The organism is Streptomyces sp. PKA51 (genome assembly GCF_057552455.1).
The window spans coordinates 185,898-211,732 of record NZ_BAAJPZ010000004.1 but is presented as its reverse complement, the minus strand read 5'-3'; the positions used below and the strand labels follow the sequence as shown (position 1 = coordinate 211,732).

General features: G+C 71.9%; 23 protein-coding genes and 1 tRNA gene. 5 read left to right on the top strand and 19 right to left on the bottom strand.

Going from position 1 to position 25,835, the window contains the following annotated elements; translation table 11 throughout:
* The first annotated feature begins 10 nt into the window (after window positions 1-10).
* Window positions 11-712 carry a class E sortase gene (locus AC27L3_RS08195; RefSeq protein WP_487233331.1) on the top strand — a complete coding sequence of 234 codons (702 nt, stop codon included), beginning with the start codon at window positions 11-13 and terminating at the stop codon, window positions 710-712.
* A gap of 60 nt (window positions 713-772) precedes the next feature.
* Here AC27L3_RS08195 and pknB read toward each other — a convergent pair whose 3' ends face one another.
* The 6 genes from pknB to AC27L3_RS08165 form a co-directional block, all read right to left on the bottom strand.
* Window positions 773-2,806, bottom strand: coding sequence for a Stk1 family PASTA domain-containing Ser/Thr kinase (gene pknB / locus AC27L3_RS08190; RefSeq protein WP_487233330.1), 2,034 nt, complete (start codon window positions 2,804-2,806; stop codon window positions 773-775).
* A 164-nt stretch (window positions 2,807-2,970) separates the two neighbouring features.
* Window positions 2,971-4,425, bottom strand: coding sequence for a peptidoglycan D,D-transpeptidase FtsI family protein (locus tag AC27L3_RS08185; protein ID WP_487233329.1), 1,455 nt, complete (start codon window positions 4,423-4,425; stop codon window positions 2,971-2,973).
* Window positions 4,422-5,819 (bottom strand): FtsW/RodA/SpoVE family cell cycle protein, encoded by a 1,398-nt coding sequence (locus tag AC27L3_RS08180; RefSeq protein ID WP_487233509.1) that lies wholly within the window; start codon window positions 5,817-5,819, stop codon window positions 4,422-4,424. Before AC27L3_RS08180 ends, AC27L3_RS08185 begins: the two co-directional genes overlap by 4 nt.
* Before the next feature lie 38 nt (window positions 5,820-5,857).
* Window positions 5,858-7,438, bottom strand: a complete 1,581-nt coding sequence (locus AC27L3_RS08175; RefSeq protein WP_487233328.1) for a PP2C family protein-serine/threonine phosphatase — start codon at window positions 7,436-7,438, stop codon at window positions 5,858-5,860.
* A 21-nt stretch (window positions 7,439-7,459) separates the two neighbouring features.
* Window positions 7,460-7,990, bottom strand: coding sequence for an FHA domain-containing protein FhaB/FipA (locus AC27L3_RS08170; RefSeq protein ID WP_365964949.1), 531 nt, complete (start codon window positions 7,988-7,990; stop codon window positions 7,460-7,462).
* Between the two features lie 10 nt (window positions 7,991-8,000).
* Window positions 8,001-8,816 (bottom strand): FHA domain-containing protein, encoded by an 816-nt coding sequence (locus tag AC27L3_RS08165; protein ID WP_487233327.1) that lies wholly within the window; start codon window positions 8,814-8,816, stop codon window positions 8,001-8,003.
* A 366-nt stretch (window positions 8,817-9,182) separates the two neighbouring features.
* Here AC27L3_RS08165 and AC27L3_RS08160 point away from each other — a divergent pair.
* Window positions 9,183-9,269 (top strand) — tRNA-Leu (locus AC27L3_RS08160).
* Between the two features lie 135 nt (window positions 9,270-9,404).
* On the opposite strand, the gene AC27L3_RS08155 is transcribed toward AC27L3_RS08160, so the two are convergent.
* The 7 genes from AC27L3_RS08155 to lanKC form a co-directional block, all read right to left on the bottom strand.
* Window positions 9,405-11,372 (bottom strand): prolyl oligopeptidase family serine peptidase, encoded by a 1,968-nt coding sequence (locus tag AC27L3_RS08155; RefSeq protein ID WP_487233326.1) that lies wholly within the window; start codon window positions 11,370-11,372, stop codon window positions 9,405-9,407.
* Entirely contained in the window at window positions 11,362-12,600 is a 1,239-nt protein-coding gene (locus AC27L3_RS08150) for an MFS transporter (RefSeq protein WP_487233325.1), read from the bottom strand. The genes AC27L3_RS08155 and AC27L3_RS08150 overlap by 11 nt, the downstream gene beginning before the upstream one ends.
* Complete coding sequence (locus AC27L3_RS08145) at window positions 12,597-14,486, bottom strand: FtsX-like permease family protein (protein WP_487233324.1); 1,890 nt, start codon at window positions 14,484-14,486, stop codon at window positions 12,597-12,599. Before AC27L3_RS08145 ends, AC27L3_RS08150 begins: the two co-directional genes overlap by 4 nt.
* 114 nt (window positions 14,487-14,600) lie before the next feature.
* A complete protein-coding gene (locus AC27L3_RS08140; protein WP_487233323.1) occupies window positions 14,601-14,696 on the bottom strand; it encodes a class III lanthipeptide in 96 nt (31 codons plus the stop codon).
* Between the two features lie 32 nt (window positions 14,697-14,728).
* Window positions 14,729-14,815 carry a class III lanthipeptide gene (locus tag AC27L3_RS08135; protein ID WP_487233508.1) on the bottom strand — a complete coding sequence of 29 codons (87 nt, stop codon included), beginning with the start codon at window positions 14,813-14,815 and terminating at the stop codon, window positions 14,729-14,731.
* Window positions 14,816-14,856: 41 nt separating this feature from the next.
* Window positions 14,857-14,943 (bottom strand): class III lanthipeptide, encoded by an 87-nt coding sequence (locus tag AC27L3_RS08130; RefSeq protein ID WP_487233508.1) that lies wholly within the window; start codon window positions 14,941-14,943, stop codon window positions 14,857-14,859.
* 188 nt (window positions 14,944-15,131) lie between these two features.
* Window positions 15,132-17,600 carry a class III lanthionine synthetase LanKC gene (gene lanKC / locus AC27L3_RS08125; protein WP_487233507.1) on the bottom strand — a complete coding sequence of 823 codons (2,469 nt, stop codon included), beginning with the start codon at window positions 17,598-17,600 and terminating at the stop codon, window positions 15,132-15,134.
* A gap of 550 nt (window positions 17,601-18,150) precedes the next feature.
* Between lanKC and AC27L3_RS08120 the strand changes: the two genes are divergently transcribed.
* The 3 genes from AC27L3_RS08120 to AC27L3_RS08110 are packed head-to-tail and all read left to right on the top strand — an operon-like array spanning window position 18,151 to window position 20,748.
* Window positions 18,151-19,548, top strand: coding sequence for a DUF2252 domain-containing protein (locus tag AC27L3_RS08120; protein WP_487233322.1), 1,398 nt, complete (start codon window positions 18,151-18,153; stop codon window positions 19,546-19,548).
* A gap of 28 nt (window positions 19,549-19,576) precedes the next feature.
* Window positions 19,577-20,380 (top strand): hypothetical protein, encoded by an 804-nt coding sequence (locus tag AC27L3_RS08115; RefSeq protein WP_487233321.1) that lies wholly within the window; start codon window positions 19,577-19,579, stop codon window positions 20,378-20,380.
* Window positions 20,381-20,400: 20 nt separating this feature from the next.
* Window positions 20,401-20,748, top strand: a complete 348-nt coding sequence (locus tag AC27L3_RS08110; protein ID WP_487233320.1) for a rhodanese-like domain-containing protein — start codon at window positions 20,401-20,403, stop codon at window positions 20,746-20,748.
* 198 nt (window positions 20,749-20,946) lie between these two features.
* Here AC27L3_RS08110 and AC27L3_RS08105 read toward each other — a convergent pair whose 3' ends face one another.
* From AC27L3_RS08105 to paaA, 6 genes are all read right to left on the bottom strand, one after another.
* Window positions 20,947-22,077, bottom strand: a complete 1,131-nt coding sequence (locus AC27L3_RS08105; protein ID WP_487233319.1) for an acyl-CoA dehydrogenase family protein — start codon at window positions 22,075-22,077, stop codon at window positions 20,947-20,949.
* Window positions 22,078-22,217: 140 nt separating this feature from the next.
* Window positions 22,218-23,303, bottom strand: a complete 1,086-nt coding sequence (locus AC27L3_RS08100) for a 2Fe-2S iron-sulfur cluster-binding protein (protein ID WP_487233318.1) — start codon at window positions 23,301-23,303, stop codon at window positions 22,218-22,220.
* Complete coding sequence (paaD, locus tag AC27L3_RS08095; RefSeq protein ID WP_487233317.1) at window positions 23,303-23,815, bottom strand: 1,2-phenylacetyl-CoA epoxidase subunit PaaD; 513 nt, start codon at window positions 23,813-23,815, stop codon at window positions 23,303-23,305. The genes AC27L3_RS08100 and paaD overlap by 1 nt, the downstream gene beginning before the upstream one ends.
* Window positions 23,809-24,528 carry a 1,2-phenylacetyl-CoA epoxidase subunit PaaC gene (gene paaC, locus AC27L3_RS08090; RefSeq protein ID WP_487233316.1) on the bottom strand — a complete coding sequence of 240 codons (720 nt, stop codon included), beginning with the start codon at window positions 24,526-24,528 and terminating at the stop codon, window positions 23,809-23,811. Before paaC ends, paaD begins: the two co-directional genes overlap by 7 nt.
* A complete protein-coding gene (gene paaB, locus AC27L3_RS08085; protein ID WP_336410259.1) occupies window positions 24,525-24,812 on the bottom strand; it encodes a 1,2-phenylacetyl-CoA epoxidase subunit PaaB in 288 nt (95 codons plus the stop codon). Before paaB ends, paaC begins: the two co-directional genes overlap by 4 nt.
* Window positions 24,809-25,759, bottom strand: coding sequence for a 1,2-phenylacetyl-CoA epoxidase subunit PaaA (paaA, locus tag AC27L3_RS08080; RefSeq protein WP_487233315.1), 951 nt, complete (start codon window positions 25,757-25,759; stop codon window positions 24,809-24,811). The genes paaB and paaA overlap by 4 nt, the downstream gene beginning before the upstream one ends.
* Between the last annotated feature and the right edge of the window lie 76 nt (window positions 25,760-25,835).

Here is a 25,835-nt window from a genome sequence, read left to right as displayed (position 1 = left end):
ACGAACGTCCGTGGCAGGCACCGACCGCACCAGGAGGCGGATCGCCGCCGTCGTCAGCGTCCTGGGCGAGGCTCTGATCACCGCCGGTGTGATCATGGCACTGTTCGTCGTCTACTCCCTGTGGTGGACCAACGTCCTCGCCGACCGCGAGGCCCGGCGCCAGGGCGACCACGTGCGCGACAACTGGGCCAAGGCCCCGGCCGCCACCGGCCCCGGCGCGCTCGACACCAAGGACGGCATCGGCTTCCTGCACGTGCCGGCCATGCGCAACGGCGAGGTGCTGGTCAAGCCCGGCACCGGCAGCGGCGTCCTCAACGAGGGCGTCGCCGGCTACTACCGCGACCCGGTGAAGGCGGCCATGCCCTGGGACAAGCAGGGCAACTTCACCCTCGCCGCCCACCGCGACGGCCACGGCGCGAAGTTCCACAACATCGACAAGATCAAAACCGGTGACCCGGTCGTCTTCGAGACCCGCGACGTCTGGTACGTCTACAAGGTCTACGCGGAGCTGAAGGAGACCTCCCGCTACAACGTCGCCGTCCTCGACCCCGTCCCCAAGGAGTCGGGCCGCACGCAGCCGGGCCGCTACCTGACCCTGACGACCTGCACGCCGGTGTACACCTCCGACTACCGCTACATCGTCTGGGCCGAGCTGGAGCGCACGCAGAAGGTCGACGCCAAGCGCACCCCGCCGAAGGAGCTGGCGGGCTGATCCCGCCGCGCATGCGAAAGCCCCGGCATCCCTCACGGGATGCCGGGGCTTTCGCATGGGTCAGTGCTTGCGGCCCCAGCCGCCGAACAGACCGCCGATGTCCTGGTTGCCGCCCGTCTGGCCCTGGGTACTGCCCCCGGTGCCGTCCGGGACGCCCTGCTGGGTCGTCAGGGCGACCGGCGTGTCCTTGGGCACCTGCTGGCCGATCGGCGGGTTCGTGCCCAGGACGATCGCGTTGTCGTCCTGCGGGCCCGCGATCGGGCCGACCTTCAGACCGGCGTCGGTCAGCGCCTTCTTGGCGTCCTTGAGCTTTTGACCCGCCAGGTTGGGGACGGGGACATTGGCCTTGCCGCCCTTGGAGACGAACAGGTTCACCGTCGAGCCCGGCTGGGCCGAGGTGTTGCCGTCCGGGCTCTGCCGGGTGACCGTGCCCGCCGGCTTGTCGGAGTCCTCGTCGGTGCGCTGCACCTGGAAGCCGAGGTCCGTCAGCTGCTTCTGGGCCTGGTCGAAGGGCTGGCCGACCACCGAGGGCACCGTCTTGCTCGACGCCTTGGTGGCGACCGTCAGGACGATCTCGGAGCCCTTGTCGGCCGGCGTGCCGCCCTTGGGGTCCTGCTTGATCACGATGCCGGGAGTGCGGTCGGACTCCTCCTGCTTCTGCGTGACCGTGAAGCCCTTGGCCTCCAGCTCCGCCTTGGCCGCGTCGAACTGCGAGCCGAGGACGTCCGGGACCTGGACCTTCGCCTTCCCCTTGGAGACGACGACCTTGACCTCGCTGTCCCGCGCGACCTTGGTGCCGCCCTTGGGGTCCTGGTCGCAGATCTTGCCCTTGTCCTGGTCGCAGTTCTTCTGCTCGCCCTCGACGACCTTGAAGCCGCCGTTCTCGCCGGAGCGCTGCGCCTCGGCCAGCGTCTGCCCGGTCAGGCTCGGCACGGTGACCCGGTCGTTGTTGCCGCTGCCGCTGAAGAGCGACTTGCCGATGAAGATCGCACCGACCAGCACCAGGACGCCCGCGACGACCAGCAGGATCGTCGACAGGTTGTTCTTCCGGCCGCCGCCGTTGCCGCGGCGCCCGCTGCGCGAGCCCTCGTCGTAGCCGCCGTACCCGCCGCCGTAGCCACCGCCCTCGGGGACGGGCGGCATCATCGACGTCTGGCCCATGCCCTGCTCGTGGGAGCGCAGCATGGTGGTCGGCTGGTCCTCGCCGTAGCCGCCGGGGCCCATGGCGCCCAGCCCGGCCGCGGCGGCCACGGGCCGGCCGTCCAGGGCCGCCTCGATGTCGGCGCGCATCTCGTCGGCCGACTGGTAGCGGTAGTCGGGGTCCTTGGTCAGCGCCTTGAGGACGATGGCGTCGATCTCGGGCGCGATCTCGGGGTCGTGCGTGCTCGGCGGGTTCGGCTCCTCGCGCACGTGCTGGTAGGCGACGGCCACCGGGGAGTCGCCGACGAACGGCGGGCGCACCGTGAGCAGCTCGTAGAGCAGGCAGCCGGTGGAGTACAGGTCGGAGCGCGCGTCGACCTGCTCGCCCTTGGCCTGCTCCGGCGAGAGGTACTGCGCGGTGCCGATCACGGCCGCGGTCTGCGTCATCGTCATGCCGGCGTCGCCCATCGCGCGGGCGATGCCGAAGTCCATGACCTTGACCTGGCCCGTGCGCGTCAGCATGACGTTCGCGGGCTTGATGTCGCGGTGCACGATGCCGGCCCGGTGCGAGTACTCCAGGGCCTGCAGGACGCCGATGGTCATCTCCAGCGACCGCTCGGGCAGCAGCTTGCGGCCCGAGTGCAGCAGCTCGCGCAGCGTCGACCCGTCGACGTACTCCATGACGATGTACGGGATGGAGACGCCGTCGACGTAGTCCTCGCCGGTGTCGTAGACGGCGACGATCGACGGGTGGTTGAGCGAGGCCGCCGACTGCGCCTCGCGACGGAACCGGGCCTGGAAGGACGGGTCGCGGGCGAGGTCCGCCCGCAGCGTCTTCACGGCGACGGTGCGACCGAGCCGGGTGTCGTGGGCGAGGTAGACCTCGGCCATGCCACCGCGGCCGAGCACCGAGCCCAGCTCGTACCGGCCGCCGAGGCGACGCGGCTCTTCCATAGCTCCAGCCCTTCCGTTCTCCTGACCGCACCTTCGTTACGTCCGGCTGTGTGCTGTCCGGCCTACCGTACCCGGCGTCCGGGGCGCCTCCCGGGCGCCACCGTCACCTGATATAGGACCGGTACAGACGGAGGGGGGAAGCGGCCGCGAGGGAGTGAGCCGGATCACTTCTCCGTCGCGAGCACCGCCTGCATCACGCTCTTGGCGATGGGCGCCGCGAGCGCGCCACCGGCGATGTCGTCGCGCGCGGTCTCCTCGTCGCCCTCGATGACCACGGCGACCGCCACCGGCGAACCGTTGTCCGTCTTGGCGTACGAGATGAACCACGCGTACGGGTTGCCGCTGTTGTCCACGCCGTGCTGGGCCGTACCGGTCTTGCCGCCGACCTTCACGCCGCCGATCTGGGCGGACTTGCCGGTGCCCTGCTCGACCACGGTCTCCATGATGCTCTGCAGCTTGCGCGCGGTGTCCGCGGAGATGGGCTGACTCATCTCCTTGGGCTGGTGGTGCTCGATGACGTTGAGGTTCGGGGCGCGCAGCTTGTCGACCATGTACGGCTCCATGAGCTTGCCGTTGTTGGCGACCGCGGCGGCGATCATGGCCATCTGCAGCGGGGTGGCGCGGTTGGACGCCTGACCGATGCCGGCCATGGCGTTCTGCGGGCGGTTGTCCTTGGGGTAGACGCTCGGCACGGCGCGGACGGGGGTGTCCACCGGCTTGTTGAAGCCGAACTTGTTCGCCTGGTCGATCATCTTCTTGTTGCCCAGGTCGGCGCTGACCTTGCCGAAGACGCTGTTGCAGGACCACTGCAGGGCCACGCGCAGCGAGGCGTCCTTGCAGGGGATGTTGCCCTCGTTCTTCAGGTCGATCCGGGTGTCCGGCAGCGTCCACGGCAGCGGCGAGTCCGTCTTGGCGTCCACGTCCGTGTACAGGCCGTTCTCCAGCGCCGCGGCGGCCGTGACGACCTTGAACGTCGAGCCCGGCGGGTAGGTCTGGCGCAGCGCCCGGTTCAGCATGGGCTGGTTCTTGTCGTCCTGCAGGGCCTGCCATGCCTTGGAGTCCTGCGCGCCGGCGATCTTCGACGGGTCGTACGACGGCGTGGAGGCCAGCGCGAGGATCTTGCCGGTGCGCGGGTCGAGGGCGGCGACCGCGCCCTTCTTGTTGCCCAGGCCCTTGAAGGCGGCCTCCTGGGCCTTGCCGTTGAGGGTGGTGATCACGTCACCGCCCTTCTTGCCCTTTCCGGTGATCATGTCGACCGTGCGGTTGAAGAACAGCCGGTCGTCGTCGCCCGTCAGAACCGGGTCCTCGAGCTTCTCGATCTGGTTGGCACCGAAGACCTGGGAGCTGAAGCCCGTGACCGGGGCCCACATCTCGCCGTTCTGGTAGGTACGCTTGTACTTGAAGTCGATGCCGCCGGTCTGCTCGGAGCCGGTGATGGCGTTGCCGTCGACGATGATGTTGCCGCGCGGCTGGCTGTAGCGGGCGATGGTCACCCGCCGGTTGTGCTTGTTGGTCTTGAGCTCGTCCGCCTGGACGAACTGGATCCAGTTGTCCCGGATCATCAGGGCGAGGACGAGGAGACCGCAGAAGATGGCGATCCGGCGCACGGGCTTGTTCACGGGCGGACCACCTGGGTCATCTCGGCGTCGGGGGACGGGGCGGGGGCCGGCGCGGGCCGGCGGGCCGTGTCACTGATCTTGATCAGGACGGCGATCAGCGCCCAGTTGGCGATCACCGAGGAACCGCCCTGGGCCATGAACGGCATCGTCATACCGGTCAGCGGGATCAGGCCCATGACGCCGCCCGCGACCACGAAGACCTGGATGGCGAAGGCGCCGGACAGGCCGGTGGCGAGCAGCTTGCCGAAGGGGTCGCGGGCGGCCAGCGCGGTGCGCACGCCGCGCTCCACGATCAGCCCGTAGACCAGCAGTATGGCCATCACACCGGCCAGACCGAGCTCCTCGCCGACGGTGGCGAGGATGAAGTCGGAGTTGGCCGCGAAGCCGATCAGGTCCGAGTGGCCCTGGCCCCAGCCCGTACCGAAGACGCCGCCGGAACCGAAGGCCATCAGCGCCTGCGCGATCTGGTCGGAGCTGCCGTCCTTGAACGCGTCGAAGGGGTGCAGCCAGGCGTCCACACGCTGCTGCACGTGGTGCTCGAAGGTGGAGACCGCGACCGCGCCGACGGCCGACATCAGCAGACCGAAGACGATCCAGCTGGTGCGCTCGGTCGCGACGTAGAGCATCACGACGAACATGCCGAAGAACAGCAGCGAGGTGCCGAGGTCCGTCTCGAAGACCAGGATCAGGATCGAGAACGCCCACACCGCCAGGATCGGGCCGAGGTCACGGCCGCGCGGCAGGTACAGCCCCATGAAGCGGCGGCTGGCCAGGGCCAGCGCGTCCCGCTTGACCATCAGGTAGCCGGCGAAGAAGACCGCCAGCACGATCTTGGCGAACTCACCCGGCTGGATCGAGCCCAGACCCGGGATGGTGATCCAGATGCGCGCGCCGAACTTCGCCGGGAAGAACACCGGGGCGATCAAGAGGATCAGCGCCGCCACCATCGAGATGTAGGTGTAGCGCTGCAGGATGCGGTGGTCCTTCAGGACCATCAGGACGACCACGAACAGCGCGATGCCCAGCGCCGAGAACAGCAGCTGGTTGGTGGCGCTGGCGTGGAAGAACTTGCGGGCCTGCAGCCGCGGCGACTGGTCCAGGCGCCAGATGATCACCAGGCCGATGCCGTTGAGGAACGTGGCCATCGGCAGCAGGATCGGGTCCGCGTACTTGGCGAACCGGCGCACCACCAGGTGGCCCACACCGGCCAGCAGACCGAGGCCGATGCCGTAGCCGAGCATGCCGGTGGGCATCTCGCCGTCCATGGCGAGGCCCACGTTGGCGTAGGCGAAGCACGGGATGAGCACGGCGAAGGCCAGCAGCGCGAGCTCGGTGTTGCGCCTGCTGGGCGGGCCCGCGGTGCTGATCGTCGTCGTGTTGGTGGTGTTCGGCATCGGTGAAATCGCTGACATGCGTGTGGCCCCCTACGGCTTCACTGCTGGGCGCTGCTGCACTGCGGGACCAACTTCTGCTCTTCCTCGCTCAGGGTGGGGCCCGGGCTGGGGGCCGGGGTGGCCTGTGCGGCTTCCTTCTCCTTGGCGGGATCCTTCGCGGCCCCACCGGTGCGATCGGCGTTCTGCTTCTCGCTCTCGCGCTGCTGCTGTTGCTCGGCCTTGCGGCGCTCGCCCTCCTTCTTGCAGGCGCCGGCGAGCGTGCCGAGCTCCTTGGCCTTCTGCAGGGCCTGGTCGCGGCTGCCGACCGCGATCGTGTCCACCACGCGGCTGCGCTGGTCGACCGGGAGGTACTTGAGTTCGATCTCGGGGTGGTCCTCGTACAGGCGGCTCAGGCTGAGCCAGGCCAGGTCCTGGTTGATGCCCCGGTAGACGGCCACGTGGTCGTTGTCCTTGGCGCCCACGTAGTACTGCGTCTGCGTCCAGGTGTAGCCCCCGTACAGACCGCCGCCCACCACGCCCAGGGCCAGGGCGAGGATCAGCGAGCGCTTCAGCCACCGGCCCTTGCGGCGGGGCTTGACGAAGTCCTCGTCCGTGAACGGGCCGAAGCCCTCCGGACCGTCGGTGGCCCCCATCGCGTACATGTCGCCGCTGCCGGGCGGCCCGAAGCCGCCGGGCGCGCCGCCGCCGTCCTGCGGCGGCACGGGACGGTGCGCGCGGGCGTGCTCGGCGGCACGGCCGGCCGGGGTGCCCATGGCGTCGCCGCCCAGCTGCACCTGGTGCTCGGCGACCGCGCCGACGATCACCGGGGTGTCGCTGTACTGGCCGGCCAGGGAGTCCCCGCCGTCGACGTCGAGGACGTCGGCGACGATGCAGGTGATGTTGTCGGGGCCGCCGCCGCGCAGGGCGAGCTGGATCAGCTCCTGGACCGTCTCGTGCGGGCCCTGGTAGCTGGCGAGCGTCTCCTCCATCGTCTGGTGGCTGACGACGCCGGACAGGCCGTCCGAGCAGATCAGGTAGCGGTCGCCGGCGCGCACCTCGCGGATCGACAGGTCCGGCTCGACGTGGTCGCCGCTGCCCAGCGCGCGCATCAGCAGGGAGCGCTGCGGGTGGGTGGTGGCCTCCTCCTCCGTGATGCGGCCCTCGTCCACCAGACGCTGCACCCAGGTGTGGTCCTGGGTGATCTGGGTGAGGACCCCGTCGCGCAGGAGGTACGCCCGGGAGTCGCCGACGTGCACCAGGCCCAGGCGCTGACCGGTCCACAGCAGCGCGGTCAGGGTGGTGCCCATGCCCTCCAGCTGCGGGTCCTCCTCGACCATGACGCGCAGCTGGTCGTTGGCGCGCTGCACGGCGGTGCCGAGCGAGGTGAGGATGTCGGAACCGGGGACGTCGTCGTCGAGGGTGACCAGGGTGGAGATCACCTCGGAGGAGGCGACCTCGCCGGCCGCCTGGCCGCCCATGCCGTCGGCGATGGCGAGCAGCCGGGGGCCGGCGTAACCGGAGTCCTCGTTGCCCTCCCGGATCATGCCCTTGTGCGATCCGGCGGCGAAACGCAGTGACAGACTCATGCGCACCTCGCCCGTCGGCTCCGGGTACAGCCCCTTCCCAGCCACGCTGCCCACCCTCCGGTCGTCATGGTCCTACTACTTCCGCAGCTCGATGACGGTCTTGCCGATACGGATCGGCGCGCCGAGCGGAATCGGGGTCGGAGTGGTCAGCCGGGTCCGGTCGAGGTAGGTGCCGTTGGTCGACCCCAGGTCCTCGACGATCCACTGGCCGTCGCGGTCGGGGTAGATCCGGGCGTGCCGGCTGGAGGCGTAGTCGTCGTCCAGCACGATCGTGGAGTCGTGGGCACGGCCGAGGGAGATCGTCTGGCCCTGCAGGGCCACGGTGGTGCCGGTCAGGGAGCCTTCCGAGACGACCAGCTTGGTGGGCGCCCCGCGCCGCGAGCGGTCCGCCCGGCGGCCACCGCCGCCGGACTGCTGCTGGCGCTGCTGCGGCGGCGCGGTCTGCGCCGCACGCGCGGCGCGGGCGCCGTCACCGCGGCGGGACCCGCGCTGGGTCACGCGGGTGCCGAACAGGTCGCTGCGAATGACCTGGACGGCCACGATGACGAACAGCCACAGTACGGCGAGGAAACCCAACCGCATGACCGTGAGGGTCAGCTCTGACATTGCCCCCGCTTCACCCTTCGGCTTGCCGGTAAACGATGGTGGTACTGCCCACGACGATCCGTGAGCCGTCGCGGAGCGTAGCGCGCGTGGTGTGCTGTCCGTCCACCACGATGCCGTTCGTCGACCCCAGGTCCTGGATCGTCGCGGGGGTGCCGACCCGGATTTCGCAGTGCCGGCGGGAGACGCCGGGGTCGTCGATGCGTACGTCCGCTTCCGTGCTGCGCCCCAGCACGAGGGTGGGCCGCGAGATCTGGTGGCGGGTGCCGTTGATCTCGATCCAGCGGCGCGTCTGACCGCCCGCCCCGGTGCTCGGGCCCGGCCCGGTGCGCGGCAGCGGACGCACGCCCGGCGGCGGCGAGGCGGGCATGGGCGGCGCCCCGGCCGGCTGCGGCGGGTAGCCGCCGCCCGCGGCCCGGCCCGCCGGCGGCCTGCCGTGCGGCTCCTGCGACTCGCTGGCGGCCAGCGTGCGGCTGCGCACCCGGTACAGCCCGGTGTCGAGGTCGTCGGCCTTCTCCAGGTGGACCTTGATCGGTCCCATGAAGGTGTACCGCTGCTGCTTGGCGTAGTCGTGGACCATGCCGGACAGCTCGTCGCCGAGCTGCCCCGAGTACGGGCTGAGCCGCTCGAAGTCGGGGGCGCTCAGCTCCACGATGAAGTCGTTCGGGACGACGGTGCGGTCACGGTTCCAGATGGTGGCGTTGTTGTCGCACTCCCGCTGGAGTGCCCCCGCGATCTCGACCGGCTGCACCTCGGACTTGAACACCTTGGCGAAGGTGCCGTTGACGAGACCCTCGAGTCGCTGCTCGAAGCGCTTCAGTACTCCCACGGGGCACCTCCTTCCCTCAGTGACGTCTGTGATGCTCGGTGTCGTTCCTGTACTGCTTACTGATCGTATCCACGCGCCGGGAAAACAGGTGGTTCCCCTTCGGCGCCAGGAGTGACGAGTGTCGCCCCGGCCGCCCCCGCGCTGCGCGCCCACGCGGATCCGCTACGCGGATCGTAGAGGCGGCCCGAGCCCAGTGTCGCGCAACCGGAGCCCTCCCCGTGGTCCCGCACGGGGGCGGCCGGGGGCAACGGGTGTGAAGGCGCCCTCGGAACCGTGCTAATGTTCTCGATGTCGGAAGGCGAACGGACGAAAGCCCGGGCCGAAAAGCCCAGGATCTCGACCTGATAGTCTGAGGACACACCCAATGCGCGGGTGGCGGAATAGGCAGACGCGCTGGATTCAGGTTCCAGTGCCCGAAAGGGCGTGGGGGTTCAACTCCCCCCTCGCGCACCAGTCGGAGAGGCCCCCTCCGAGTGACGATGGTCACTCGGAGGGGGCCTCTCCGCATGTCCGGTCCGCATGTCCGATCCCTATGTCCGGGAAGTGGGCATGCCAAAGGCGTCTCGCGGGCGCCCAGTGATCTTGAACTCACTCGGCGGCCGGCCCGCGGCCACCCACCGCGGCGGGCGGTTCCAGACCGGTCCGGGACGCCAGGAGCCTCAGCGTCCGCAGGACCAGCTCCCGGGCCTCGCCGCGGGTACGGCCGTGATGACCGCTTCCCTCGTGGTGGTCGAGCAGCACGGGAGCGTCGGCGCCGGTGGCCTGCTGGAGGGCCGCACAGAGCTTCCAGGCGTGCCACGGAGGCACCCGTTCGTCATTGCCCCCGCTGATCATCAGAACGGCCGGATACCGGCTTCCCGCGCGCACTTGGTGGTACGGGGAGTACGCGAGGAGATCGGCCAGCGCCGCGGGGTCCCGGGGATCGCCGTACTCCTGCAGCCACTGCTCCCCGAGGCCCCCTGTGGTGTAGCGCGCCAGGTCGGTGAGCGGGGCGGCGCACACCGCGGCCGTGAACAGGTCCGGACGGCGCGTGAGGGCGGCCGCGACCACCAGGCCGCCGTTGCTGGCGCCGACGACCGCCATCCGGCCGGGAGCGGTCTCCTCCTCGGCCAGGAGGTGCCCGGCTGCGGCACAGAGGTCGGCGACGGTCATCCGCTTGCCCCGGCCACGTCCCGCCGCGGCCCAGTGCGGGCCGAGTTCACCGCCGCCCCGGGCGTGCACCCACACGACCCGTCCTCCCGCCCGTAGCCAGGTCGCGGTCAGCGGGTCCCATGTGGGTTCGAGGGGGATGCCGAACCCGCCGTAGACGGTGACGAGCGCGGGGGCCGGCCCCCGCGCTCCGGGGGCGGGGTCGCAGATGGTGACGGGCACGTCACTGCCGTCCTCGCCGCGGGCGGTCGTCGTGCGCAGGGCCGCACGCTCCTCGCCGGGGGCTGCGGCCGGACGGCCCGGTGCGATGCGCAGGGGCCAGGGGCCGTGGTGCGGATCGTCGGCGAGCAGCCAGCACGCCTCCTGCGCCGCCGGCCCGAGTTGGATCCGCGCGGGCCAGTCGAGGGCGGTCTCGACGGACCCCGGGTCGTCGACCGGGCGGACTTCGAGTCGGCGCGTGGTCCCGGTGCGCCACAGGACGGCCAGGCGGGTGCCGCCGGCCGCGGACAGGACGCGCAGGGTCCGCACCCCCGTGCTCCCCGCTCCGGCCGGTGCCGGGACGAGGCTGCGGGCCTCTGCGGAGGTGCCGTTGCGGGCGAGGTCGGCGAGGTCGAGCCGTTCGACACCGCCTGCTGCCACGTAGAGGCTGTCGTCTGCGAGTTCGACGGCGGATGCGCCGTCGCCCACGGGCAGGGCCGACCAGTCGGGTTCGGCTTCCCCGTGCCAGCGGGTCACCCACCACTGCGTCGCGTTCGCCCTTGTCCGCGTGCGCAGAGCCAGGGCGCCGCCGGGACCGGTGCGCAGGACGAGCCGCGCCGGTGCGGTGACGGGCAGGCGCACGGAGTGCGTCGCGCCGCTGGGGAGATGCCGCGCCAGGAGGGTGTGGGTGGTGCGGCTGCCGGCCGTGTAGAGGAGCCAGTCGTCGAGGAAGCCGATGCCCGGGTAGGGCGCGGCGTCGGTCACCTGCTCGGGTTCGCCCGTCCCCCGGGTACGGATCAGGGTCAGTCCGCGGTGTTCCCTGCCCCCGTGGTGCAGCTGCACGACGAGCCGGTCGGCATCGGGGGTGGGCAGCCAGGACGAGATGCGGGTGCTGCTGCCGAAGTCCCGCAGGGCGAGCAGCTCGGCGGGAGCTGCGTCGGGCCTCTGCGCGGTGATGACGTCCCCGTCGGCTCGTTTGCGGTGCCGGAAGACCGTTCCTGCCGCCTCGACGGGCGGGCCGGCGAGCCGACCGTCCGCAGCCCGGTCGACCTCGTCGAGGAGGGCTTCCCATGCGCAGTCGCCCGGTCCGGCCGGAAGGTGGTGCTCCAGCATCTGCCGTTGCCGCTCCAGCCAGCGCCGTGTCGCGTGGGCGCCGGGCTCTTCGAGCCATCGGTACGGATCGGGTGGCGGAACGGTCTCAGGGGACATGCGGGGTCTCCACGGTGGGTGCTGATCGTTCGGGTACCGGGTGCGGTGGTACGCCGATGCTCCGGCCCATGACGGGTGCGGCCAGGGCCAGGAGGAACACGACGACCGCGGCACCGACGACCGTCGGGGTCACTCCCCAGGCGTGGGCGCTCAGCCCCGCCAGCGCGGGTCCCAGCGGCGCCATCGTCTGGGCGAGGAAGCCGACGGCGCTGTGCACCCGCCCCTGCAGTTCCCGCGGTGTGATGCGCATCTGCGCGGAGGAGACGACCACGGCCACGACAGGACCGGTGGCCGAGGCCAGGGCCAGGAACGCCCCCGCGAACCAGCTGCTGCGGAAGGTGGCGAACAGCAGCAGCGCGAGGGCGATGACGGCGGTGGAGACAGCGGTTCCCGAGGACGGGGAGAGTCGTTTCGCGGCCGGTACGGCGGCGACGGACCCCACGAGGCCGCCCACGCCCAGGGCCGCGGTCTGCGCGCCGATGCCGAGGGTGCCGCCGCCGTCCTCGTCCGCGGCGGCGACGACCACCACGAGCAGTCCGTTGAACACCAGGTTGACGATCGTCGAGTTGACGGCTGCATAGCGCAGGAAAGGGCTGTGCCACAGGAAGCGCAGGCCGTCCACTGCCGCGCGCAGCCCCGGCCTGGCCGGCGGATGGGTGCGCAGGTCCGTCCGTACGGCCGCGAGGCATGCCGCGGCCACCAGGTAGGTGGCGGCATCCGCGGCGAAGACCCAGAAGGCGTCGACTGCCAGCATGAGCCCGCCGGCCAGCGGTCCCGCGACCAGGGCCACGAAGGCACGCGACTGCGTCAGGGCGAGGGCGTGGGGCAGGCGTTCGCTCGGCACCAGATCGCGGACGGCGGCGTTCTCGGCCGGGGCCAGGGTGCTGCCGACGGCTCCGAGGAGCGCGGCGACGGTCAGGAGGGCCGGCAGCGGCGTCCGGTGGTACCAGGTGAGCACGGCCAGGGAGGTCAGCACGGCCGCACCGAGCAGGTCGCCGAGGAGCATGACGCGGCGCCGGTCGCACCAGTCGGCGATCAGCCCGGCGGGCAGCCGGGCGACGAGGATTCCCAGCGACAAGGCGGTGCCGGTCAGGCCCGCTTGGCGCACGTCATGCGTGGTGTTCAGCGCAACGACGGGAAGGGCGATCACGGAGGCGGCCGTCCCGGCCGATGACGCGGCTTCGCCGGCGAACACCAGCCAGAAGGAGCGCCCCAGGGGGGGTCTCACGAAGCCGCCCCGGCGAACTGCCGGTCCGCTCGGCGCAGCGGGTGCGCGGCCACGAGCGCGGGAACGGCCGTGAGCAGGACCGTCGCGCATCCGACTCCGGCGGCCCACGGCCAGTTGACCGCCGGCAGCACGCCCTGCCCCAGGCGGCTGGACAGGGGGGCCAGGCACACCAGGACGACCACGGTCGCGAGCACCGCGCCCACGGCGGCCGCGGTGAGGGTCTCCAGCGCGACCAGACGGGTCAGTTGGAAGCGGCTCAGGCCGATGGCGCGCAGGTGGGCGCGCTCCGCCACGCGGTCGCGCTGGGCCAGCGCACAGGTGTTGGCCGCCGACATCAGTGCGTATCCGGTGACGACGGCAACCATCAGGTAGGTGGCGAGCGAGTCGGCGGCACTGCGCGGTGCGAGCCCGGCGAGGTACTCCGAGCGGGAACGCACCTGTTGGCCGGGAGCTGCCGGCCAGGCGTCACTGCGCCCGGTGAGCAGGTAGCGGTCGGCTGCCGTGTCGCGGGCCTGCGCCGGCACGCTGGAACGCGGGAGCAGCAGCGCGGGGAAGGCGAGGTCGCGTTCGTAGACGGCGGTCAGCCGCAGGCTCCGGCTGCGTCCGTCCGCCAGGGTGAGCTCGACCCGGTCACCGAGGTGCCAGCCGCGGGAGTCCGCGAGGGTGATGCCGGCGGCGAACGTCCCCTCCGAGAGCGAGTCGAGCGAACCCCTGCCGACCCCGAGGTCCAGGGCCTCGCCCAGGGCGGCGCCGTCGACCCCCCAGGCCCGCTGCGACTTGGCGGCCTTGCCCGGCCGTGCCACGGTGACCTGCGTGCCGAGCACGGCGGTGGCGTGCACACCGGGTGCGGAGGCGGGAGTGGCCGGCAGGCGCGTCCCCTCCTTCGCCGAGACGACGGCGGTGGCGCGCAGGGCGTGGGAAGCCTGGTCCGAGACCGCCGCGGCGATGTTCGCGTCCGTGCCGAGGAGGCAGGTCGAGAAACCGACGGCCAGCAGGACCGGGACGGCGATGGCGGTGGTGCGGGCGGGAGCGCTGCGCAGCCCGGAGGCCGCCACTTTGCCGAGCCGCCGGTCGGCCAGCCGGAGCAGCGCGGTGAAGGGCAGGCTCAGGACGGGGACGGTCCACGGGGCGAGAACGGCGAGGGACGGGATCAGCAGGAGCGTCAGCCCGGTGGTCATGGCGGCCCGCTGCATGGGCGGTCCACCACCCACCAGGATCATGATGAGCAGCGGCAGGCACGTCGTGAGCACCATGGCGAGACCGAGCACGAGCCGGACGCGGCTGCGGCGCAGCGCGCCGGATGCGCCACGGCTGCGCAGGGCGGCCGTGGGGCTCACCCGGCCTGCCGCGTGAATGCTGCCGAGGCCCGCGACCACCGCCACGCAGCACAGCGCCGCGCACACGGTGGCGAGCGTGAGCAGTGTCGTCGCCGCGTCCGGCAGCGGCACCGTGGCCGGCATCAGGTCGCGATCGGCGAGGAACCGGCGTGCCCCCCAGGCCAGGGGCACCGCACCGGCCACGGACCCCAGCAGTCCGGATGCGGCCGCCAGCCACAGCACGTCCGTGGTCACCAGCATCCTGACTCGGCCCACCGTGGTGCCGAGAGCACGCAGGACGGCGAACTGGTGCAGTCGTTGGCCGGTCCACAAGGAGACGGTGGTGCCGAGGACCATCACGGCGGAGATCGTCACCAGCGAAACCAGCAGGCTCAGCAGGCTCTCCACGTCCTGCCGGCTCTGCCCGCCCGATGCCCAGGCGGCGGTGGGCGACCGCTCGACCGCCATGAGCAGCAGTCCGCACGCGCCCGCCACGGCGGCCGTGACCGTACAGGCGAGAGCCGCGCCCAGCACCCTGGCGGGCCGGACCCGGACTTCGGCGAAGAACAAGCGGCGTGATTTCACGGATACGTACACCCAGACGTGTCGGCATAGTGTGGACCCGGAGGGTGTGTGGGCGGCTTCCGCCGCCGCCCACACACCCTCCGTCTCAAGAGCCGGACATCAGCAGTCCCAGATGCTGTAGGTGCTGATGGGGGCGTCCACGATGGTCTCTTCGTCGAGCTCTTGGAGAGCGAGAACGTTGGACATGCGAGTCACCTCCTTCCGGTCGCTTGTGCGGGTGGGGTTGGTCAGCAGTCCCAGATGCTCATGGTGCTGACGGGGGCGTCGACGACGATCTCTTCGTCGAGCTCCTGCAGGGCGAGAACGTTGGACATGCGAGTCACCTCCTTCCGGTCGCTTGTGCGGGTGGGGTTGGTCAGCAGTCCCAGATGCTCATGGTGCTGACCGGGGCGTCGACGACGATCTCTTCGTCGAGCTCCTGCAGGGCCAGGACGTTGGACATGTGAATCACCTCCTTTGCCTCCCTCTCGGGGTCATGGCCGGTTCAGCAGTTGCCGATGCTGAAGCTGCTGAAGGGGGCATCGACGATCACTTCCTCGTCGAGCTCCTGGAGCGCCAGGACGTTGGACATGCGGGTCACCTCCTTTGCAGGAGAGTTGTCGCCGAACGGCCGGGATGTCCGGCCGGTGATCACGGGATGTCCGCGTGCGCACCCGGCAAGAGCCGTCGTTCGGGTCCTGTTGCGGCCGCCAGGGCCAGCAGTACGCCGGCGGATCCGGTGGCCAAGTCCGTGGAGAGCCGCATCAGTTGATCGCCGCTCATCACCTGCGCGTCGCCGACGGGCGTTGCGTACAGCGCAAGAGCGCGCACGTGTGCGTCGACGTCGGGGCGCCGGCCGGGCTCGCGGTCACTGAGGTGGCTCAGGAGGTAGAGCAGCCCGGCGCGCCCGTGGAACAGGCCGCCCTGGGCGACGGCCTGCACCGCCGCGGCGCGTGCCGCCCCGTCGAGAACCCGTTGGAGCTCCGCGCTTCCGCCCGGTGCCCCGGGAAGGCTGAGGGCGGCGAGCGCCACCCCGGCGGTCCCTTCGGCCAGGTACGGCAGCAGGCGGTTCGAGGAGTGCATCTGCAGCATGCCGTCGGCCATGCGGCCGTGCCGCAGGTCCTGCCGGATGCACCGCTCGGCGGCCTCCTGCCATGCGGGGTCTCCCGTGAGGCCGGCACAGCGGGAGAGGAGCACGGCCGGGCCGGACCAGCCGCGCATGAGGCCGGGGAGGTCGAGGAGGCCGGGTTCGCCCACGCGCTCGGCCACGGTCCGGGCGAGCTGCAGGGCCTCGTCCTTCAGCCCCGCCGACAGGAACAGGTGGGCGATGCCGGTCCGGCCGCTCAGCAGGCCGGGCGAGTCCGGCGGGGAGGCGTCCAGGATGCGGTCGACCACGTCGGCGGCCTCGGGATGGCCCAGGAGGTGCAGCACCCAGGCCGCACCCGCGAGCCCGTCGTACAGGCCGAGGGGGACGTCCTTCGGGGCCCGGCGGACGGCCTGCACCAGCCAGTCGACGTGGACCTGCGGAATCGGTGCGCCCACCGCTTGCAGGGCCAGCAGGACGCCGGGTGCGCCGTTGGCCAGACCGAGCGGCCCACCCGGGGCGTACAGCGAGATGTCACCGGGGTAGAGGCGGTCGTCGCGCTCGGGCGTCGCGGCCTCGGTGATCCCGCGCACCAAGGTGTCGGGCTCGAGCGGCGCGAGGGGGCGCGGGGCGTGGAAACCGGGTGGCAGGGCGGGCGCCAGCGCCAGGCGTTCGACGATCTCGTCGAAGTAGGCGGAGGGCAGGGACGGGTAGGTCTGCCGGGCCATGGCGAGAAGGTGCGCCACGATCTCCGGGGTCCGGCTGATCAGCCCGGTCATCGAGGTGAGCGGGGCCAGCTGACAGCAACCGAGGGCGAACAGGTCCGCGTCCCGGGGGCTCGTGATGGACGTGTGCATGAAACCCGGAGCGCCGAGTGCTGCCGTGCGGGGGGTGTCCACCGGGCCGGCCAGCTCGAAGTCGATCAGGGCGACCGCACCGTCCGGCCGGATCATCACGTTGTGGGGGTGCAGGTCGCCGAAGGCGATGCCCTCCGCGTGGAGATCCGACACATGGGCGGCGAGGAGCCGGGTGACGCGCAGGACCTCGTCGGCGAATGCGCGACGGGAGGCCTCGTCGGGCCGGTGACGAATCGCCGGCGCGTTCTTGCCCACCCAGGCGCTGAACGTCTCGCCCTGGACGTATTCCATCGCCAGGTAGTGGTGCTCCCATTCGGTGAAGAGACCGAACACCTCGGGGACGAACGGCAGGTGCGCGAGCCGGGTGAGGACCTCGTGTTCCCGGTGGAGCCGCTCGACGGCATCGACTCCGTGCTTGTCGAGGCCGGCTCCGGGACGGGCCTCCTTCAGCACCACCTGCCGCCCGTCCGGACCCTCGGCGACGTACACACCCCCCGCGTTGGAGAAGTGCAGGGCCTTGGTCACGCGATAGCCGCCCAGGAGGCCGTCGGTGGTGTCCGTCTGCTGATCGCGCAGAAAATCCGGCACCTCGACCCACTCAGGGACGGTGAACACCGGTCGCCGCATGTCCGGGACGAGTGCGCCGTCCGGGTTCCGCAGTGCGGGCACCCGTGTCCCGTTCTTCAGCTCGCACCACAGTGCGGTGAACGCGCCGTAGCGGACGGAAGCCGGACCCTTTCGCCACCGCAGATCGGAAAGGACGTACGGGCCGGCTTTTCCGGACAGGGCCTGGTCCAGCGCATCGAGCGCGGTGCGAAGCTCCTGCTCGCTGCGCGGATACACGGTCACGGCCTTGCCGCTGGACGCACGGCTCGCATACTTGGTGTTCAGCTTGAGCGTCACCGCGCGGCTGCGCAGGAATTTCCACGGAAGGCGTAAGCTTCGGCACACCGCCCAGACGGCCTCGACCGTTTCTTCGAGAGTTTCCGGTGCGGCCGTCACATGAATTTTCCAGCCCTGGTCCGGAAGTTTTCCGGCATCATCCGGGTGCAACCCGATCCATACGTTCTGCCGGCGCCTGTGCCATCCGCCCGGCAGGTCGCGTGTCACCAGCCCGAGCAGTGAATCCTCGTCCTGACACCGCTCCAATGGTTCGTACCAGAGCGGGTCGGCGAGCATGAACGCCTCGTACCGCGAATCCATCCCCCGTGTCCCCCTGCTTTCTTTTGCACCTCGGAATCCGGCACGTCGGCGCGCTGCGGAGCTCGGCCGGTCATGCCGAGTCGATCGCTCGAAAAAGGATGCGCGCTGGGTGCTGCGACGCAGCCACCCCTGATCACAACGGCCGGATTCCGGCGTCCCCGTTATTCCCCCCAAAGCTGTGTTCGTTCCACATCTTTCAGGGAATGTTCATCCGATTGCAACATGCATCTGATGCATGGCCGAAACCACGCGTCACCACGGGGAGCTTTTCGCCACTGGAATCGGCCGGTCGGATGCCGGACGGGTGCGGGCGTGCCGCGTCTGAACAGGCGTGATGCGCCGGCGAAGGCCGACACGCGCTGCTTCCGGTCATTGCTGCAAGATCATGTCTGGCTCATTCTGCCCCGGTACAGCCCTGATGACCGCCTCTTCCGGCCCTGTCCGCGATGTCACCGAGCCCGGCGGGCCCGCGCCGGACGGGCGGTACCTTCGGGGCACTGTCGTCGACGGGGGAGGAGGCGCCGTGATGGCGCGACTGCCGTTTGTGCCGGGGTTCGCGGAGCCGGTGGGGCGGGGCGCCGCTCGGGCCGGGGGCAAGGCGGTGGGGAAGGCGCTGCGGGCGAAGGTGCCGCGCGCCGCGCACGCCGAGTTCCGGGTGGGGGCCGGGCGGCCGGGGGCCGTGGAGAGCGTGGAGGCGGCCAACGCCGGGCGGCTGGCGGAGCTCGTGCCGATCAGGGTGGGGCGCATGGTGGCCTCGCCGTTCGCCTTCCTGCGCGGTTCGGCCGGGCTGATGGGGTACGACCTGGTGGACACCCCGGTCACGGGGCTGGGCGCCCAGGTGTGCGGGGACGCCCATGCCGCCAACTTCGGGCTGTACGGGGACGCGCGCGGCGGGCTGGTCATCGACCTCAACGACTTCGACGAGACGCTGTACGGGCCCTGGGAGTGGGACGTCAAGCGGCTGGCGGCCTCGCTGGTGCTGGCCGGGCGCGAGGCCGGGGCCGGGGAGGAGAAGTGCCGGGAGTCCGCGCGGGACGCGATGGGCGCCTACCGGCGCACCATGCGGCTGCTGGCCCGGATGCCCGCCAGCGAGGCGTGGAACGCCATCGCCGACGAGGAGCTCGTCTCGCACGCCGACGCCCACCAGCTGACCGGGACGCTGGAGCGGGTCGCGGAGAAGGCGCGGCGCAACAACAGCGCCCGCTTCGCCGCGAAGGCGACGGAGAAGGACGGCTCGGGCGGGCGGCGGTTCGTGGACGCGCCGCCGGTGCTGCGCCGGGTGCCGGACGGGGAGGCGGCCGAGGTCGCCGCGGCGCTCGCCCCGTACCTGGGCACCCTGCCCGCCGAGATGCTGCCGCTGCTGGCCCGCTACGAGGTGCAGGACGTGGCGTTCCGGATCGTGGGCACCGGCAGCGTGGGCCTGCGCTCGTACGTCGTACTGCTGCTCGACCACCGGGGCGAACCGCTGGTGCTGCAGGTGAAGGAGGCCCGGCCCTCCGCGCTGCTGCCGCACGTGGAGAAGGCGGGCTTCGCGCCTGCGCCGGTCGCGCACGAGGGACGGCGCGTGGTGCTGGGGCAGAAGTCGATGCAGGTGGTCAGCGACGTGCTGCTGGGCTGGACGACGGTGGCCGGACGGCCGTACCAGGTACGGCAGTTCCGCAACCGCAAAGGCAGCGTGGACCCCGTGCTCCTGGCCGCCGACGAGCTCGACGACTACGCGCGGATGACCGGGGCCCTGCTCGCCCGGGCGCACGCGCACAGCCTCGATCCACTGGTCGTGGCCGGCTACTGCGGCAAGGGTGAGGAGATCGACGAGGCGATGGCGGACTTCGCCGTGACCTACGCCGACCGCACGGAAGCGGATCACGCAGAGCTGGCGGCCGCGGTGCGCAGCGGGCGGGTGGCGGCCGAGACCGGGATCTGACACCCCCCGGACCTCGTACCCTGGGCGGGTGACGAATCCGGAAGCCGATATTTCCGAGGAGCCCGGCGTCGAGCGTCTCGCCCGGGCGGTGGAGACGGCCGAGCAGGCACTGATCGAGTTCGAGATCGCGGTGGAGACCTTCCGGGTCGAGGTGGAGAACTTCTCCCGCCTGCACCACCAGCGGCTCGGCCCGATGTACGCCCGCCTGGACGAGCTGGAGGCACGCATTGCCGAGGCCGTCGCGGCGCGTACCGGCGCGCCCGAGGACGTGCGGCGGGCGCGCGAGGCACGCGCCATGGTGCAGCCGATGCCCGGGGTCGAGGAGCTGTTCGGCGGCTGGATGGACGGCGAGGGGCTCTCGCCCGAGGCCCAGGCCATGCTCACCGGCCAGCAGGTCAGGCCGCCGCAGCGGGTGCGACCGAGCGAGGAGGCGCGCAAGATCTTCCGTGACCTCGTCCGCAAGGCGCACCCCGACCTCGCCCGCGAGGACGGCGAACGCCGGCGCCGCGAGGAATTCATGGTCCGGGTGAACGCCGCCTACGCCGGCGGCGACGAGGCGCAGCTGCTGCAGCTGGCCGAGGAATGGGCGGCCGGCCCACTGCCGGCGCAGCGCCGGCCGAACCGCAGCGAGGAGCTGTACGCGCGGCTGGAGTGGCTGGCCGACCGCAAGGAGATGCTCTCCGCCCTGGCCGCGGAACTGGAGGAATCCGCCATCGGCTCGATGCTGCGGATGGCCCCCGACGACCCGGACGGGCTGCTGGTGCAGATCGCCGACGGGCTGGTGGCGCAGATCGCCGAACGCGAAGCCCACCTGGCCTCGCTCGTCGCCTAGCGTCCGGTAGCGTCGGAGGCATGGTTTTCGGTTCCGGAGTTCCCACGGTCGCCGTCGACGCCCTGACGTCCGACGCTTTCCTGCTGGACGTGCGCGAGATCGACGAGTGGCAGGCAGGGCACGCCGAGGGGGCGCTGCACATCCCCATGAGCGACTTCGTGGCGCGCTTCGGCGAGCTGACCGAGAAGGCGCCCGAGGGCGGCCGCATCAACGTCATCTGCCGCTCGGGCGGTCGCTCCGCGCAGGTCACCGCCTACCTGGTGCAGCAGGGAATGGACGCGGCGAACGTCGAGGGCGGCATGCAGGTGTGGGAGGCCGCCGGCCGCCCGGTGGTGGCCACCGGCGGTGCGCCCGGCGTGGTGATCTGACGGGGGCGCCGCTCCGGCTGCCGCCGCGGGGGCGTGCCTGGGGGTGGCGCGTTCGACTGCGGGCTGTCGGTGGCTGATCGCGCAGTTCCCCGCGCCCCTACGGGGCGCCCGTCAGGGGCGCGGGGAACTGCGCGACAAGCCACCACGTGCCCGCAGGCAAGGTGCCGTCGCGCTCACGCGGCGGCAGCCGCAAAGGTCCTAGTTCGGTGGGTGGGCGGCCAGGAGGTCGCCCAGGGCCTCCTCGTGGGCGGCGGCCGGGCCCAGCGCGAGTTCGAGCTGCTTGGCCCAGGCGTGGTAGCGGTGCAGGGCGTAGTCGGTGTCCGCGCCGAAGCCGCCGTGCAGGTGCTGGGCGGTCTGCACCACGCGGCGCACGCCCTCCGCCGCCCAGATCTTGGCGACGGCCACGTCGGCCGCGGCCGGCAGCGGGCCGGGGGCGCCGGATTCCAGGCGCCAGGCGGCCTGCCAGAGCGTGGCCTCCATGGCGCGCAGGTCGATGTAGCGGTCGGCGCACTGGACGGCCACGGCCTGGAAGGTGGCCAGCGGGTGGCCGAACTGCTCGCGCTTGCTCGTGTAGTCGCTCGTCATCCGGGCGGCCGCCTCGCCGAGGCCGAGGGCCAGGGCGCAGGTGCCGCAGGTCAGCGTGGTGCGCAGCAGCTCCCAGGCGCCATCGGCGGTGATCAGCTCGGTGTGCTCGGCGCGGACGGAGTCCAGCGTGAGCTGGGCGTGGCGCTCGCCGTTCGTGGAGACCTGCTCGGCGAGGGTGATGCCGCTGCGGCCGGGCGGGAGCAGCGCCAGGACGGTCCGCCCGTCGGGTGTGTGGGCCGGCAGCAGGACGCGGTCGGCGGTGGCGGCCCACGGTACGGCGGTGTGGGCGCCGTCCAGGAGCCAGTGGCCGGTATGCGGGGTGGCCGTGGCGGACAGTGCGGGGGCGTCGTGGCCGGTGCGGCCGTTGGCGCCCACGGTGACGACGAGCTCGCCCCGGGCGAGGGGCGCGAGCAGCTGCCGGGTCTGCGGTGCGGCGCACGCCCGCAGCACCAGGGCCGCCGCGGCGGTCTCCAGCAGCGGTACGCGGGCCAGCACCCGGCCGGCCTCGCGCAGCACCAGGCACAGGGCGAGGGGGCCGAGGCCGGAGCCGCCGTGCTCCTGCGGCACGACGAGGCCCAGCAGGTCGGCGCGGGCCAGGCGCTGCCACAGCGGGCGGTCGAAGTCCTCGGCGACCGCGCCGGGGGTCAGAGCCGGGCTGGGCACGGCGTCGGGGGCGACGCCCGAGAAGACGGCCCGTGCGGCCTCGGCGGCCGCCTGCTGTTCCTCGGTGAAGGTGAAGTCCACTGTGCCGCCCCTTCGTCAGCCGTCCACGTCATCTGACGGTCCGTCAAGATAGGCGCTGCTCCCGCAATTGGGAACGGGTACGGAGCGGGGACGGAACGGCAAGGCGCGGCTGCCGGCGCACGAGCACGTGCCGATCGGCTTCAGCGGTCGAAGTCCAGCTCGACCTCCTCCGTGGCCGGGTGGGACTGGCAGGCCAGGACGTACCCGGCGTCCAACTCGTCCTGCTCCAAGGCGAAATTGCGGTCCATCCGCACCTCGCCGGAGACCAGGAACGCCCGGCACGTGCCGCACACGCCACCCTTGCAGGCGTAGGGGGCGTCGGCGCGGTTGCGCAGCACGGTCTCCAGCAGCGACTCCCCCTCGCGCACCGGCCACCTGCCGCTGCGGCCGTCGAGCTTGGCGGTCACCGTGCTGTGCGCCGGCGTCCCCGCCGGTGCGCCGGTCGGCGCGGGGGCGGCGGAGACCTCCTCGACGTGGAAGATCTCCTGGTGGACGCGCTCGCGGGGAACGCCCAGGGCCTTCAGCGCGCCGCGGGCGCCCTGCACCAGCCCGTGCGGGCCGCACAGGAACCAGCCGTCGACGTCCGGCACGGGCAGCAGGGCCGGCAGCAGCCGGGTCAGCCGCTCCTCGTCCAGCCGGCCGGAGGCGGGGCCGGCCTGCTGCTCCTCGCGGGAGAGGGTCTGCACGAGCTGGAAGCGGTCGGGGAAGCGGTCCTTGAGGTCGGCCACCTCGTCCAGGAACATCGTCGAGGCCGTCGTCCGGTCGCTGCGTATCAGGCAGAACCGGGCGGCCGGCTCGCTCTCCAGCAGTGTGGAGACGATGGAGAGCACCGGGGTGATGCCGCTGCCGCCGACGATCGCCGCGAAGTGGCCCGGGCGCGGGGCGAGCACGAAGCGGCCGGCAGGCACCATCACCTCGACGGTGTCCCCGGGAGCGAGCTCCTTGAGGGCGTACGTGGAGAAGGCGCCCCCCTCCACCAGCCGCACCCCGATCCGCAGCGACCGCGGCCCCTCGGGGCCCGGCGCCCGGCCGCACAGGGAGTAGGTGCGGCGTATCTCGGCGCCGTCGGCCGTCCGGCGCAGCGCCAGGTGCTGGCCGGGCGTGTACCGGAAGATCTCGCGCAGGGCGGCCGGCACCGCAAGGGTGACGGCGACCGAGTCGTCGGTGAGCGGTTCGACGGCCGTGACCCGCAGGGAGTGGAACGCGCCGTGGTGGGCCGCTGCCATCACAACTCCTTGAAGTGGTCGAACGGTTCGCGGCAGGACTCGCAGCGGCGCAGGGCCTTGCAGGCGGTGGACGAGAACCGGCTGAGCAGCGTGGTGTCGGTGGAGCCGCAGTGGGGGCAGCGGATGGCCAGGTCGACCATGACCGGCCCGCCCGCCGCCGTGGGCCGGGGCGGGGCTATGCCGAACTCGGCGAGCTTGCGCCGCCCTTCGGGCGTGATGTCGTCGGTCGACCAGGCCGGCGAGAGGACGGTGCGGACCGTCACCTCCTGCTGGCCGTGGGCGCGCAGCACCTGCCGGACGTCCTCGGACATGGCCTCGATGGCGGGACAGCCGGTGTAGGTGGGGGTCAGCTCCACCTCGACCCGGCCCGGGCCGGTGACGTGCACCTCCCGCAGCACGCCCAGCTCGGCCAGGCTGAGCACGGGCAGCTCGGGGTCGGGGACGGCCCCGGCCAGGGCGCGCAGCTCCTCTTCCAGCGGCGTGGGCTCCAGGGGGGTGCGCGGGCTCACCATGATGCCCCCGGGTGGCTGCGGTGCAGGTGCTGCATCTCGGCGAGCATCCGCCCGAACGGCTCGGTGTGGATGCCCTGCCGGCCGCCGCCGGCCGTCCAGCTGCCGGTCTGCGGGCCCGCGGGGACGGTGAGCGTGGCCCGCTCGACCACGTCGGCGACGGCCTTCGTCCAGCCCTCGCGCAGCTCCGTCCCGTCCACCTCCAGGCCCTCGACGGGCTCGAACAGCTCGCCGGTGTAGCGCCACAGGCCGTCCAGGGCGTCCTGCATCCGGGTGTGGCTCTCCTCGGTGCCGTCGCCGAGCCGCAGCGTCCAGTGCTCGGCGTGGTCGCGGTGGTAGGCGACCTCCTTGACCGCCTTGGCGGCCAGGCCGGCCAGCGGCCCGTCCCCGGCGGCCAGTTGCCCGAACAACAGGTGCTGGTGGACGGAGAAGAACAGCTGCCGGGCCATCGTGCGGGCGAAGTCGCCGTTGGGCTGCTCGACGAGCTGGACGTTGCGGAAGGCGCGCTCCTCGCGGCGGAAGGCCAGCTCGTCCTCGTCGCCGACGAGGGAGAGCAGGGTGCGGGCCTGGCCGAGCAGGTCGAGGGCGATGTTGGCGAGGGCGACCTCCTCCTCCAGCACGGGGGCGTGCCCGGCCCACTCGCCGAGCCGGTGGGAGAGGACCAAGGCGTCGTCGCCGAGGGCGAGCGCCGCGGGAAGGGCGGGTGCCACGGTCACAGGTGCCGCACCCCCTCGGGGATCTCGTAGAAGGTCGGGTGGCGGTAGGGCTTGTCGGCGGCGGGCTCGAAGAAGGGATCCTTCTCGTCCGGCGACGAGGCGGTGATCGCGGCGGAGGGCACCACCCAGATCGAGACGCCCTCGGAGCGCCGCGTGTACAGGTCGCGGGCGTTGCGCAGGGCCATTTCCGCGTCCGGCGCGTGCAGGCTGCCGGCGTGCGTATGGGACAGGCCCCTCCTGCTGCGCACGAACACTTCCCACAGGGGCCAGTCGGTGCCGGTCATGCCGTCGCCTTCCCGTGCTTGGCCGCGTACGCCGCGGCTGCCTCGCGCACCCAGGCGCCGTTCTCGTGTGCTGTGCGGCGCTGGGTGATGCGCTGGTCGTTGCAGGGGCCGTTGCCCCGGAGCACTTCCTGGAACTCGGTCCAGTCGATGGGCCCGAAGTCGTAGTGGCCGCGCTCCTCGTTCCACCGCAGGTCGGGATCGGGCAGGGTGAGCCCGAGGGACTCGGCCTGGGGGACGCAGATGTCCACGAAGCGCTGGCGCAGCTCGTCGTTGGAGTGCCGCTTGATCTTCCACGCCATGGACTGCGCGGAGTGCGCCGAGGCGTCGTCGGGCGGGCCGAACATCATCAGGGAGGGCCACCACCAGCGGTTCACGGCGTCCTGGGCCATCTCGTGCTGGGCCGGCGTGCCGCGGCTGAGGGTGAGCAGCAGCTCGTACCCCTGGCGCTGGTGGAAGGACTCCTCCTTGCAGATGCGGACCATGGCGCGGGCGTACGGCCCGTAGGAACAGCGGCACAGCGGCACCTGGTTGGTGATGGCCGCGCCGTCCACCAGCCAGCCGATCGCGCCGACGTCGGCCCAGGTCAGGGTGGGGTAGTTGAAGATCGAGGAGTAGCGCTGGCGGCCGGCGTGCAGCTTGTCGAGCAGCTCCTCGCGGCTGGTGCCCAGCGTCTCGGCCGCGCTGTACAGATACAGCCCGTGGCCCGCCTCGTCCTGGACCTTGGCCATGAGGATCGCCTTGCGCCGCAGGGAGGGCGCCCGCGTGATCCAGTTGGCCTCCGGCTGCATGCCGATGATCTCTGAGTGGGCGTGCTGGGCGATCTGCCGGACGAGCGTCGCGCGGTAGGCGTCGGGCATCCAGTCGCGCGGCTCGATGCGCTCGTCCGCGGCGACCGCGGCGTCGAACACCGCCTCCAGGGTCTGTGCCTCCGGCGCCGTCGTGGTCATGCCCGTGCCCCCTCGCCTCGCGAACTCTCCCTACCGACCGATCGTTCGGTTCAATGGTGGGCCCGGCCCCGGGGCC

Bases quoted from the DNA above. Each gene is read 5' to 3' on its own strand.
- AC27L3_RS08130 (WP_487233508.1), bottom strand. From the start codon at position 14,943: ATGTCCAACGTCCTGGCCCTGCAGGAGCTCGACGAAGAGATCGTCGTC.
- AC27L3_RS08100 (WP_487233318.1), bottom strand. From the start codon at position 23,303: ATGGCAGCGGCCCACCACGGCGCGTTCCACTCCCTGCGGGTCACGGCC.
- paaB (WP_336410259.1), bottom strand. From the start codon at position 24,812: ATGACCGGCACCGACTGGCCCCTGTGGGAAGTGTTCGTGCGCAGCAGG.
- AC27L3_RS08180 (WP_487233509.1), bottom strand. From the start codon at position 5,819: ATGCCGAACACCACCAACACGACGACGATCAGCACCGCGGGCCCGCCC.
- paaA (WP_487233315.1), bottom strand. From the start codon at position 25,759: ATGACCACGACGGCGCCGGAGGCACAGACCCTGGAGGCGGTGTTCGAC.
- AC27L3_RS08155 (WP_487233326.1), bottom strand. From the start codon at position 11,372: ATGTCCCCTGAGACCGTTCCGCCACCCGATCCGTACCGATGGCTCGAA.
- AC27L3_RS08135 (WP_487233508.1), bottom strand. From the start codon at position 14,815: ATGTCCAACGTTCTCGCCCTGCAGGAGCTCGACGAAGAGATCGTCGTC.
- pknB (WP_487233330.1), bottom strand. From the start codon at position 2,806: ATGGAAGAGCCGCGTCGCCTCGGCGGCCGGTACGAGCTGGGCTCGGTG.
- lanKC (WP_487233507.1), bottom strand. From the start codon at position 17,600: ATGCTCGCCGACCCGCTCTGGTACGAACCATTGGAGCGGTGTCAGGAC.
- AC27L3_RS08120 (WP_487233322.1), top strand. From the start codon at position 18,151: ATGGCGCGACTGCCGTTTGTGCCGGGGTTCGCGGAGCCGGTGGGGCGG.
- AC27L3_RS08110 (WP_487233320.1), top strand. From the start codon at position 20,401: ATGGTTTTCGGTTCCGGAGTTCCCACGGTCGCCGTCGACGCCCTGACG.
- AC27L3_RS08170 (WP_365964949.1), bottom strand. From the start codon at position 7,990: ATGTCAGAGCTGACCCTCACGGTCATGCGGTTGGGTTTCCTCGCCGTA.
- paaD (WP_487233317.1), bottom strand. From the start codon at position 23,815: ATGGTGAGCCCGCGCACCCCCCTGGAGCCCACGCCGCTGGAAGAGGAG.